Raw genomic sequence first — 11,390 nt, 5'->3', positions numbered from 1 at the left:
TAGGGGGCTTTGATCAAGCCCCCTCATCCGGCACGGAATGTATCGCAAACTGCTCCAGTTCAGCCTCTGCCGGGGCGATGGAGCGGAATTGTTCGCGCACGCCAGCTTCGGTAAGCTCGCGCACCACTGTCAGCAGGGTGTTGGGGCTGTGATCGGCGCAGAGATCAGCCATATGCGCGAGCTCTTCGGCCGCCACCGGTCGGGCGGCTTCCAGAGAGGGGGCGCCGTAGATCTCGACAAAATGCTGCGCAAGGGCATCTGTCAGGGCTTCGAGTTCGGCGGGTTCGATGGCTGTTACGGCCACGAAGGTCACGCGCCCGAAAGTTTCCACACCCAGCCAGCCATTGGTGAAGGCCTGACGGGCCTTGCCGGTGAGATCCGCGTCCGACCAATTGGAGAATTCAAAGCCGCCGCTGATGGCCCATTCGCCGGTGCGGGCGGGGCTGTGGTAGACCCTCTGGTCGCTTTCATCAAAGTGGATGGCGCGTGCGAGCAGCATCAGGTGTTTCCTTCCAAAAGCGTTGTCAGCGGGAGCAGGCGGGTGTCTTCGTCACTGCGCAGCATGGCGCCGAAATGTTCGTCGGTGCCGACAAAGGTGCCGGTCTCTGAGTCGTCACCGATCGTCCAGCTCACGTCTTCTCCAAGATTATGCGCAAGGCCACGCCACTCGCTGTTGAGCGGTTTGAGGCCGTCTTCTTCCATGCGGTTGACCCAAACCAGCGTGTGGCGCACCCAGGCGCTGAGCAGGTCTTCGGGCGGGATATCGATACAGCCTTCCTCATAGAGCGCGGTTTGGTCAGGTGTGTCCCCCGGCGTGTCTGCGTTGGCCGGGATCAGGGGCAGTTCGAGGCCGACCACAATCCAGTCGGGCATGGCGTTGGCCTCTTCTGTCGAGGCCGCCACGCGCAGTTGACCGCAGCGCGCACCGTTGACCAAAATACCGCCCGGCCATTCCAAGTGTACGGCAACCTCGGGCGGGGCCAAGGCACCAAGCGCATTCTGAAAGCCGATGGCGCAGCTGATCAGCACCGGCATGGCTTCGCTCAAGGAAACCTCAGGGGCAAAGACAATCGCTGCGCGCAGCTGGTCGGCGGCCAGATTGTAGACCACCAACCCTGCGTCACAGCCCATGATCGCCTGCGTTTGCGCCTTGGCAAAGGGGTCCGCCGCGCCCGAAAGCGCGAGGCCTTCAAAGAGCGGCGGGAATTGCGGTGCTGCCCTCATGCGGTGCCATCCGCAATAAGTTGACGCGCCAGTTTGCGGAAGACCTGTGCTTGCGGCGAGTCCGGCTTGGAGACAACAATCGGTGCCCCGCCATCCGCGGCCAGACGGATGTCCATCGCCAGAGGAATTTCCGCCAAGAGCGGCACGTTCAGCTTCTCAGCTTCCGCTGCGACGCCGCCATGGCCAAAGACATGTTCTTCGTGCCCGCAGTTGGAGCAGATATGGGTGCTCATATTTTCGATCATGCCCACAATGGGCGTGCCGAGTTTCTCAAACATGTTGATGCCTTTGCGGGCATCCAGAAGCGCGATGTCCTGCGGGGTGGAGACCACGAGCGCACCGGTGAGCTCTGCTTTTTGCGCCAGCGTCATCTGCACATCGCCGGTGCCGGGGGGCAGATCGACGATCAGCACGTCAAGCGCGCCCCATTGCACCTGATTGAGCATCTGCTGAAGCGCGCCCATCAGCATGGGGCCACGCCAGACCACGGCCTCTTCTTCGCGGGTCATGAGGCCAATGGACATCATGGTCACACCGTGGTTGCGCATGGGGAGAATGGTTTTGCCATCCGGGCTTGCCGGACGGCCGGAAACGCCAAGCATACGCGGCTGTGAGGGGCCATACACATCCGCATCCAGAAGACCAACACGCCGGCCTTCGGCGGCCAAAGCGGCGGCAAGATTCGCTGAAACCGTAGATTTTCCCACACCGCCTTTGCCCGAGGCGACGGCAAGAATACGGTCGATACCCGGAATTTTTTGCGGGCCTTGCGGCTGGCTGGGACGGGAGGGTTTGAGATCGGGCGGCGGGGATTTCGCCTCATGTGCGGTCATGACAATGGCCACTTTGGAAACCCCTTCAAGCGCGTTCAGGCGGCTTTCAATGTCGGCCTTGATCGGCTGCATTGCCTGTGCGCGAGATGGGTCGATTTCCATCACAAACCGCACCTCGCCATTGTCGACGGAAAGCGCGCGCACCATGCCCGAGGCGACCAGATCGCTGCCGGTGGCGGGGTCAGTGAAGTCTTTGAGAATATTCAGAATGTCGTCGCGGTTGGCCATTCATTCGCGTCCTTTGATATCGCCGGTCACCACGTGCTCCATCTCCAACCCGTCGATGGTGAGCACCACTTTGGCATTGAAGGTTTTTCCTGCGGTGGAATCTTCCCCCGCCGTGCGCATGGCTTCCTCGATGGCCTGCTGGCTTGTCACGCCAACCTGCTTGAGGAACTTGCGCATACTCATGTTGAAATCGTCGCTCATTGCGGTGTCCTTTGCTAAAACGCGCGGCTTTCGCGCGCGTGTTGACGCGAGCCGTGAGCCGCGCCTAGGTTTGCTACATGGTGATATCTCGGATGGCACGATGGGTTTTGGCAATGGCGATCAGCATCGCCGCCATGGCTGGTGCCGCTTTGGCGCAGGGGAAAACCACCACGCTCTACGTCTCGCCGGACCTTATCGAAACCGGTGTGATCAAATTCATGATGCCGCGGTTCATGCTTAAGCACGGGGTGCGGGTCACGCTTGTGGAGGATGCCAGCGCGGGCGCTGCGGCGCTGGTCGAAGATGGTAAGCGCGCGGTTTTTTCCAAAGATGGTGTGACCTATGGGCTGACCGTTTCCAACGCAGATGACGTTCACATGGCCACCTTTGCCAAATGGCTGACCGGAGAGGTCGGCCAGCGCACGGTATTGACGTACAAACGCGACGGCGCAGAGATTTTTGCGCCCCCGCTTGTCACTGAAGCTATGGTTGAGGCGACGGTGTTTGACGGAGACGCCAAGCGCGGGGCGGATCTTGCGCTCACGGCCTGTGGCCGCTGTCATGTTGTAGGCGACGCCAATCGGATGTCGGGCATCGGCTCCACACCCAGCTTTGCTGTGCTGCGCAGCTTGGCGGATTGGGAGGAGCGTTTCGCGGCCTTCTATGCCCTGAACCCGCATCCGGCGTTCACGGTGATCCCGGATTTGACCGAACCGTTTGACGAAACCCGACCGTCGCCCATCAGCCCGGTCACCCTCAGCCTTGAGGAGCTGGAGAACATACTGGCCTATGCCGCGACGGTGGTTCCGGCAGATTTGGGCAAGCCGATTGCGCATCAGTGATCTCGGCGTTTGCTGAAGTAGTCCTCGGATGTGCGCACGCGCGGGCGATCTGCGGCGGCAAAGGGATTGCTGGGCTGATGGAACTGCGCGTTCACACGGCAATCATCACACATCTGGATCATCCGCGCCGCATCTGAGGTGGCGAACATGGCGTGTTTGCCCGCGAGTTTGTCCATGATGCGCTCGATGGTGGATTTCACCCCAAACGGAGTGCCGCATTCCACGCATTCGAAGGGCTCTTCTTCATGCACAACCTGTTGGGTGAGCGCCGCATCAGAGGTGTCAAACTGGGGCACCAGAGAAATCGCATTTTCTGGGCAGACATTGGCGCAGAGACCGCATTGCAGGCAGGCGTCCTCCTGAAAGCGCAGCTGCGGCTTGTCAGGGTTGTCCCCAAGCGCGCCCGCCGGGCAGAGTGACGCGCAGGACAGGCACAATGTGCAGGCGTCTTTGTTTACCAGTACGGCACCGTATGGTGCGTGCTCCGGCAGCGCAATGGGCGCTTCTGCGCTTGGTTGCAAGGCCTTCACGGCAAGACGGGTGACCTGCCTGCGGTTGCCAAGCGGCAGGATGGGGTTTGCCAATGCGGTTTGCGGCGCGGTGTCATAGAGCATGTCGCATAGCGCCGAAGGCTCTTGCGGTTCCAGAAGGCGAAGCGTGTTATCTGCGCCGCTTAGGGCTTGCGCCAGAGTAAGCTCGCTGTCCAAAGCGCTGCGATCTGTGGTGGTAGACACCAGAACGTCCACGCTGGCAAAGCCGCTGGCGAGGCTCGCGAGCATTTCGGCGTGGCCAAATCCGCTGACACGTTCGAGATCCATCGGGATCACATCCGCAGGCAGGCCGCGATCAAATCGTGCGGCGAGGGCGATCATCTCTGCGCCGAAACTGCGGTCATGTACCAGAAGGCGCGGCGCGGTGCCGCCCGCAGAGCGATAGGCCTCCGCCAGAGCGTTGATGCGTGCAAAGAGCGCGCTGGTGGGCGGGTCATCGTAGGTGATTGCGCCAGAGGGGCAAAGGGCTGCGCAGGCACCGCATCCGGCGCAGATATTGGGATCGATGTCCACATGATCGCCGGACGGCTGGATCGCAGACGTGGGGCAGGCATCGAGACATTTGGTGCAAGCGGTCTGCTCTGCGCGTGAGTGAGCGCAGAGGCTTGGCTCAAGTGCCAGATAGAGAGGTTTCTCAAATGTCCCAACGAGATGGGAGGCTTCGAGGATCGCAGCGTGCACGGCGGGCAGGCTGTTTGGATCCGCTCTCAGGTAGCCTTCGCGCTTTTCCGGAGCGGGAACCAGCGTGGGTTCACCACGCAGATCAAGGATGATGTCGCAGGTGGTTTGTGCACCGTTTCGGGCATCGCCAAACTGTAGTAGGCCACGCCCGCCGGGCTCCAATTGCTGCAGAGCGTCGATGTAAACGTCAAACTGTCCGAGCGCACCGGTGACACGTTTGATACGCCCGGCGATGACATCGCATCCACGCTCGGTCGGGGCCTCGCTGCCGCTTGGAACAAGCACTGTGACGCTCAAGAACTCTGAAAGCTTCCGTGCTGCCTCCATGGTCACATCCGGTGCGCCGAGGACCAGACATTGGCCGTCAGAGATAATGTCGTAGGTTTTGGTTTCTGGCGTCGGGCGCAGCGCATCGGCGAGAAGCGCGGCCATTTTGGGGGCCGCTTGATCTGCATTCTCGGACCAGCCGGCGCGGTCGCGCAGGTCAACACAAAGGGGGCTGTCCACCTCAAGATCTTCGGCCAGTTCGACAAAGAAATCCTGTTCCTGCTGACAGGCAATGATTGCATTTTCACCGCCGCCTGTTGCCTTCAAAAGTTCGGCGGCCGCAGAAGCGTCTTTGGTGCAAAGGCCGTTGTGGACTTTGGAGCAGCTCAGACCGCTGGCCGCGGACAATTGCTCTGCGTCCAGAGTCATGCTGTCAGAACAATTACATAGAATCAAAGTCTTGGACACGATTTCCTCCCCTGTTCGGCGGCAATTGGTGCGATCGAACGCACCTAGGAATGCATGAATCTTTGATGCCGTAAAGCCCTGCGAAGACGCGAGAGGCTCAGGAGAATCGGAAGGCTAAAGCCTAGTGATTCTCTTGGTTTTGACCGCAGGTGGACAATCTGACCTAACGTCAGAATGTCGCAGCGTCTCTCGGATCAAAATGTCCAGTTTTGAGAGCGGATTGTCGGCTTTGTGCGTTTTCCTTTGGCAAACGGAGATGTTGGGGGGATCATATCTGTGCCTGCAAAAAAATTTTGTAGGCATGGGAGGAGAACTAGAGCCGCATGCGCCAAGCGCCGGTTTCATTGCCACTGGGCATCGTTATTCGCAGGACACCCTCGGCCAGCCGTTGGGTGCCTTTTGCGTGGCAGGCTGTTGCTGTCTTGCCGGGAGCGGCGCAGGCCGACTGGCAGGTGCTGCGCGAGGAGGGGGATGCAGTGGAGTTTCATGCGGCCACGGTGTCGCTGGAGCTGTGGCACACCGATACGGAGGCGTATCTGACCACGCTGTCATCGCGCGTGCCGTCGATCGGTGTGGTGATGCGGGAGAACGAAGACCCGGATGCAGATCATCCCTACGATATCCTGCTGGCCACGGCCTCTGCCTACGAGTTTCAGGACTACGCGGACAGCGGCGAAGAGCTGCTGGAGCTTGTGCCGATGCCCGAAGGGTTGATCGCCTTCTTGCGCGACTTTGTTCAGGCCCATCACGAGGAAGAGGTTTTTGTGAAGCGGCGGCGTGACAAGAAACGCACCGACCTGACGGAAGATGGCCGCGGGGACGCGCGGATTACGCAGCTGAGCGACGTGTACCGCGCGCCGCGCACGGGGAGGCCGCATTGAGCCGGGGTGGAGATTTCTGGGCGCGCCGCAAGGCGGCCGTTGCAGAGGAAGCTGCTGCAGAGGCGCTGGCTGTTGAGAAAGAAGTGCTGGCAGAAGAGCACTCAGCGCTTGAGGAAAAGACAGACGCGGAGGTTCTGGCAGAACTGGAATTGCCGGATCCGGATGAGATGGAACAGGGCGACGATTTCTCGGTCTTTTTGGCCAAAGCCGTGCCGGAACGCATTCGCCGCCGCGCTTTGCGCAAGCTTTGGCTGACCAATCCGGTCTTGGCCAATCTGGATGAGCTGGTCGATTATGGTGAGGACTTCACCGACAGCGCCATGGTGATCGAAGGCATGCAGACCGCCTATCAGGTGGGTAAAGGCATGTTGAAACATGTGGAAGAAATGGCCCGTCAGGCGGCGGAGAAAGAGGCCGCTGAGGTCAATTCTCTCGCCGAAGCTGAGGCTGCCGATGAAGCGGGCGAAGATGTGACTGCGGTGACGCTCTCTGAGGCGGAAGAAGCACAGGACGGCGGTTTGGAAGACGCCCCTGCCGCCACAGTGTTTGAGGGCAAAGACACAGAGATTGCGGGTGATATGGCCGAAACCGAGGAGCCGGAGCCTGCAGTGCCCGTGCGCCGCCGTTTGCGGTTTGCTTTCGCCGCACAAGAACAGACTGGGGAGATGACACAGGGATGAGTGACGTCGTCAAAGACATCGTGATTGCCGAGGAGGATCTGCTGCGGGCGGATCTATATGATTTTCTGGCGGCGCTTTTGGCGAACCCGCCGGACAGCGGGCTTTTGCAGCGCGCAAGCAGTCTGGGCGGTGACGACAGCGCGCTTGGTCAGGCGATCAGCACGTTGGCGCGTGTTGCCAAGGCCATGAAAGAGCCGGCAGTTGAGCGCGAGTTCAATGCGCTGTTCATTGGCCTTGGGCGTGGCGAATTGATGCCTTTTGCGTCTTATTATCTCACCGGGTTTCTTAACGAAAAACCGCTTGCCACCCTGCGGGCCGACATGGCGGGGCTGCGTATCACACGCGCGCCCAATGTGTATGAGCCGGAGGACAACATCGCGAGCCTGCTGGAGATGATGGCGGGGATGATCCGTGGACGTTTTGGCGAACCGACGCCGCTGACACGTCAGAAGGATTTCTATTTCACCCACATCGCCCCGTGGGCCGAGCACTTCTTCACAGATTTGGAGGGGGCTCAGAACTCGGTGTTTTACGCCCCTGTTGGCACCGTGGGCAAAGCCTTCCTTGAAATTGAGACACAAGCGTTCCGCATGGGGGCGGAGTAAGCGCAAAACGAAACGTCGGGCCCCAACCGACATGAAGAAGGAGCAGACCATGAGCCAGCCAGAGGAAAAAGGCGCCAGCCGGCGCGATTTTCTGAAGCTCGCCACGACGGCAGCCCCAGCTGCAGCCGCAGTGGTGGCCCTTTCGCCTGATACGGCGGAAGCCCAACCGGCTGACCTGTCCAGCGACAAGATGCAGGACACTGCGCACACCCGCGCTTACCTCGACAGCGCCCGGTTCTGATCGGACGTTATCCCCGCCCCCGACCACCGGTTGCGTGACGCCCACCGGTCGGGATCAGAGAGTTACCTAGCAAGTTCCCGTTAAGGGACAGCAAGGGAGGAAACTATGCTTAGGAAAAAGACCAACGGGGTTGCGCGACGCCCCCAGCGGACAAGTATCCTGTCTGTTGCAGCTGAAAAAGCTGTAGACCGCCGCACATTCCTGCGCGGATCCGGCCTCGCCATTGGCGGGCTGGCAGCAATTGGTGCCACAGGAGGCACCGTCACTCAGGCGCAAGCCCAAGACGCCGCAAACACTGCCGTTGAAACTGTCAAATCCGTCTGCACCCACTGCTCTGTGGGCTGTACGGTTGTGGCAGAGGTTCAGAGCGGCGTTTGGGTCGGTCAGGAACCAGGTTGGGACAGCCCGTTCAACCTTGGTGCACATTGCGCGAAAGGCGCTTCGGTACGCGAGCACGCCCATGGCGAACGCCGTCTGAAGTATCCGATGAAAAAAGAGGGTGGTGAGTGGAAACGCATCAGCTGGGAACAGGCGATCAACGAGATCGGCGACGGCATGATGAAGATCCGCGAAGAAAGCGGCCCGGACAGCGTTTATTGGCTCGGCTCTGCCAAGCACAACAACGAACAGGCCTATCTGTTCCGTAAGTTTGCTGCCTATTGGGGCACCAACAACGTGGATCACCAGGCGCGTATCTGTCACTCCACCACTGTTGCAGGTGTTGCGAACACATGGGGCTACGGCGCCATGACCAACTCCTACAACGACATCCACAACTCCAAAGCCATCTTCATCATTGGCGGCAACCCGGCCGAAGCCCACCCGGTTTCGCTGTTGCACGTGCTGCGCGCAAAAGAGCGCAACAACGCGCCGCTGATCGTATGTGACCCGCGCTTTACACGCACGGCGGCCCATGCAGATGAATATGTGCGTTTCCGTCCCGGCACCGATGTGGCGCTGGTTTGGGGCATCCTGTGGCACATCTTCGAAAACGGTTGGGAAGACAAAGAGTTCATCCGCACCCGTGTTTGGGGGATGGACCAGATCAAGGAAGAAGTGGCCAAGTGGAACCCGGAAGAAGTTGAACGCGTCACAGGCGCGCCGGGTGAACAGCTGCGCCGCGTTGCACGCCAGATGGTGAACAACCGTCCCGGCACCGTGATCTGGTGCATGGGTGGCACGCAGCACACCAACGGCAATAACAATACGCGTGCGTATTGTGTGCTGCAGTTGGCGCTGGGCAACATGGGCACAGAGGGTGGTGGCACCAATATCTTCCGTGGCCACGACAACGTGCAAGGCGCAACGGACCTTGGCGTTCTGTCCCACACGCTGCCTGGCTACTATGGCCTGTCCGCAGGCGCATGGGCGCACTGGGGCCGTGTCTGGGGTGAAGATGGCGATTGGCTGAAAGGCCAGTTTGCGACCACCACAGGTGCTGACGGCAAAGAGAAGTCGCTTCAGAACCTCACCGGTATCCCGGTGTCGCGCTGGATCGACGGTGTGCTGGAAGATCCTGAGAACATGGACAACCCCGACAAAGTGCGGGCCATGGTACTTTGGGGCCATGCGCCGAACTCGCAGACGCGCGGTAAGGAAATGAAAACAGCGATGGAGAAGCTGGACATGCTGGTCGTTGTCGACCCGTTCCCAACCGCTTCTGCTGTTATGCAAGACCGCACCGATGGCGTGTATCTTCTGCCGGCCTGTACGCAGTTTGAGACCCGCGGGTCCGCGACCGCGTCCAACCGCTCTTTGCAATGGCGTGACCAGATCATTGATCCGCTGTTTGAGAGCAAGCCGGATCATGAGATCATGGGCCTCTTTGCCAATAAGTTTGGCTGGGCAGACCGTTTCTTCCGCAACATCGAAATGGAAGACGAGAACACCCCGAATGTGGAAAGCATCACCCGGGAGTTCAACGCAGGTCTGTGGACGATTGGCTACACTGGTCAGTCGCCTGAGCGCATCAAGCTGCACATGGCAAACCAGCACACCTTTGACCGCACCACGCTGAAAGCGAATGGAGGTCCGGCTGACGGTGACTACTACGGTATGCCGTGGCCATGCTGGGGCACGCCAGAGATGAAGCACCCGGGCACGCCAAACCTCTATGACATGTCCAAACGTGTCTCTGAGGGTGGTTTGACCTTCCGCGCCCGCTTTGGTGTGGAGCGCGACGGTGACAACCTTCTGGCCGAAGGTGTGGCAAGCCTCGATTCCGAGATTCAGGATGGCTATCCAGAATTCACAATGCAGATGCTGATGGATCTGGGTTGGGATGGCGATCTGACGGATGAAGAGCGTGCTGCGATTGATGCGGTGGCCGGACCCAAGACCAACTGGAAAACCGACCTGTCAGGCGGCATCCAGCGGGTGGCGATCAAGCACGAATGTGCGCCATTTGGTAACGCGAAAGCCCGTGCCGTGGTTTGGACCTTCCCGGATCCGATCCCGCTGCACCGCGAGCCGCTCTATACCAACCGTCGTGACCTGGTGGCGGATTATCCGACCTATGAGGATCGGAAATTCTATCGTCTGCCAACCATGTACGCCTCGATCCAGAAACAGGACTTCAGCAAGGACTATCCGCTGATCCTGACCTCTGGTCGTCTGGTGGAATACGAGGGCGGCGGGGATGAAACCCGTTCCAACCCGTGGCTGGCCGAACTGCAGCAAGACATGTTTGTCGAGATCAACCCGCGTGATGCGAACAATCTCGGTGTGCGTGATCAGGCGCAGGTGTGGGTCGAAGGTGCCGAAGGGGCCAAGGTCAAAGTGATGGCCATGGTGACTGAACGTGTCGGCGAAGGTGTGGTCTTCATGCCGTTCCACTTTGCGGGCCATTTCGAAGGGGAGGACCTGCGGAGCAAGTATCCGGCAGGGGCCGATCCATATGTGTTGGGCGAAGCCACCAACACGGCGCAGACCTATGGCTATGACAGCGTGACCCAGATGCAGGAGACCAAAGCGACTCTCTGCAAAATCTGGGCAGCATAAGGAGGAAGAGAAATGGCACGAGCGAAATTTCTCTGCGACGCGGAACGCTGCATCGAATGCAACGCCTGCGTGACGGCCTGTAAGAACGAGCACGAGGTGCCTTGGGGCATCAACCGGCGTCGCGTTGTGACAATCAACGACGGGACACCGGGTGAACGTTCGATTTCTGTGGCATGCATGCACTGTTCAGATGCGCCTTGTATGGCGGTCTGTCCGGTGGATTGCTTCTATCAGAACGAAGAAGGTGTGGTGCTGCACTCCAAAGACCTGTGCATTGGCTGTGGCTATTGCTTCTACGCGTGTCCGTTTGGCGCGCCGCAATATCCGCAGGCAGGCAACTTTGGCAGCCGTGGCAAGATGGACAAATGCACCTTCTGTGCAGGTGGTCCGGAAGAGAACCACTCCACTGCGGAATTCGCCAAATATGGCCGTAACCGCATCGCGGAAGGCAAGCTGCCGATCTGCGCGGAGATGTGTTCAACCAAAGCCCTTCTGGCGGGTGACGGGGATGTTGTCTCCGCGATTTACCGCGAACGCGTAGTGGCGCGCGGTTTTGGCACCGGCGCTTGGGGCTGGGGCACCGCCTATGAGCAAAAAGGCGGCTGATACCGTCAAAATCACCGGCGGCGGGTTTCCTTGCCGCCGGTTTGATGTTTCTAGGAACTCTTTCATGCGCGGTTACGGGCAG

At 59.8% G+C, this 11,390-nt stretch carries 12 protein-coding genes; 7 read left to right on the top strand and 5 right to left on the bottom strand.

The window, feature by feature from the left end:
• Nucleotides 1-13 precede the first annotated feature (13 nt).
• Genes ACO07T_RS10175 through ACO07T_RS10160 form a run of 4 tightly spaced genes read right to left on the bottom strand, consistent with a single transcriptional unit; the run spans nucleotide 14 to nucleotide 2,486 of the window.
• Nucleotides 14-499, bottom strand: coding sequence for a DUF6505 family protein (locus ACO07T_RS10175; RefSeq protein ID WP_209058520.1), 486 nt, complete (start codon nucleotides 497-499; stop codon nucleotides 14-16).
• Nucleotides 499-1,224 (bottom strand): biotin/lipoate--protein ligase family protein, encoded by a 726-nt coding sequence (locus tag ACO07T_RS10170; RefSeq protein WP_422049303.1) that lies wholly within the window; start codon nucleotides 1,222-1,224, stop codon nucleotides 499-501. The genes ACO07T_RS10175 and ACO07T_RS10170 overlap by 1 nt, the downstream gene beginning before the upstream one ends.
• Nucleotides 1,221-2,285, bottom strand: a complete 1,065-nt coding sequence (gene apbC, locus ACO07T_RS10165) for an iron-sulfur cluster carrier protein ApbC (protein ID WP_422049302.1) — start codon at nucleotides 2,283-2,285, stop codon at nucleotides 1,221-1,223. Before apbC ends, ACO07T_RS10170 begins: the two co-directional genes overlap by 4 nt.
• On the bottom strand, nucleotides 2,286-2,486 hold the full coding sequence (locus ACO07T_RS10160) for a DUF6494 family protein (RefSeq protein WP_422049301.1): 201 nt from the start codon (nucleotides 2,484-2,486) through the stop codon (nucleotides 2,286-2,288). It abuts the gene before it with no gap.
• Nucleotides 2,487-2,578: 92 nt separating this feature from the next.
• Here ACO07T_RS10160 and ACO07T_RS10155 point away from each other — a divergent pair, with 92 nt between their 5' ends.
• The gene (locus tag ACO07T_RS10155) at nucleotides 2,579-3,328 is read left to right on the top strand and encodes a hypothetical protein (RefSeq protein ID WP_422049300.1); all 750 of its coding nucleotides are present in this window, start codon (nucleotides 2,579-2,581) and stop codon (nucleotides 3,326-3,328) included.
• Here the strand turns inward: ACO07T_RS10155 and ACO07T_RS10150 are convergent.
• Nucleotides 3,322-5,295 (bottom strand): 4Fe-4S binding protein, encoded by a 1,974-nt coding sequence (locus ACO07T_RS10150; RefSeq protein ID WP_422049299.1) that lies wholly within the window; start codon nucleotides 5,293-5,295, stop codon nucleotides 3,322-3,324. The genes ACO07T_RS10155 and ACO07T_RS10150 overlap by 7 nt on opposite strands.
• A 323-nt stretch (nucleotides 5,296-5,618) precedes the next feature.
• Here ACO07T_RS10150 and ACO07T_RS10145 point away from each other — a divergent pair, with 323 nt between their 5' ends.
• The 6 genes from ACO07T_RS10145 to fdh3B all read left to right on the top strand — a co-directional run bounded on the left by ACO07T_RS10145 (nucleotide 5,619) and on the right by fdh3B (nucleotide 11,308).
• Nucleotides 5,619-6,176 (top strand): DUF3305 domain-containing protein, encoded by a 558-nt coding sequence (locus tag ACO07T_RS10145; RefSeq protein WP_422049298.1) that lies wholly within the window; start codon nucleotides 5,619-5,621, stop codon nucleotides 6,174-6,176.
• On the top strand, nucleotides 6,173-6,856 hold the full coding sequence (locus tag ACO07T_RS10140; protein WP_422049297.1) for a DUF3306 domain-containing protein: 684 nt from the start codon (nucleotides 6,173-6,175) through the stop codon (nucleotides 6,854-6,856). Before ACO07T_RS10145 ends, ACO07T_RS10140 begins: the two co-directional genes overlap by 4 nt.
• On the top strand, nucleotides 6,853-7,461 hold the full coding sequence (locus ACO07T_RS10135; RefSeq protein WP_422049296.1) for a TorD/DmsD family molecular chaperone: 609 nt from the start codon (nucleotides 6,853-6,855) through the stop codon (nucleotides 7,459-7,461). Before ACO07T_RS10140 ends, ACO07T_RS10135 begins: the two co-directional genes overlap by 4 nt.
• Before the next feature lie 49 nt (nucleotides 7,462-7,510).
• Nucleotides 7,511-7,702, top strand: a complete 192-nt coding sequence (locus tag ACO07T_RS10130; protein ID WP_422049295.1) for a ubiquinol-cytochrome c reductase iron-sulfur subunit N-terminal domain-containing protein — start codon at nucleotides 7,511-7,513, stop codon at nucleotides 7,700-7,702.
• A gap of 105 nt (nucleotides 7,703-7,807) precedes the next feature.
• Complete coding sequence (locus tag ACO07T_RS10125) at nucleotides 7,808-10,702, top strand: formate dehydrogenase subunit alpha (RefSeq protein WP_209058540.1); 2,895 nt, start codon at nucleotides 7,808-7,810, stop codon at nucleotides 10,700-10,702.
• Between the two features lie 12 nt (nucleotides 10,703-10,714).
• Nucleotides 10,715-11,308 carry a formate dehydrogenase FDH3 subunit beta gene (gene fdh3B, locus ACO07T_RS10120; RefSeq protein WP_209058542.1) on the top strand — a complete coding sequence of 198 codons (594 nt, stop codon included), beginning with the start codon at nucleotides 10,715-10,717 and terminating at the stop codon, nucleotides 11,306-11,308.
• Nucleotides 11,309-11,390 lie beyond the last annotated feature (82 nt).

Origin of the sequence: Shimia sp., from assembly GCF_965227725.1 — a bacterium.
GTDB lineage: Bacteria > Pseudomonadota > Alphaproteobacteria > Rhodobacterales > Rhodobacteraceae > Shimia.
Note: the sequence above shows the minus strand (reverse complement) of the source record. Positions and strands in the feature narration are given on the sequence as shown.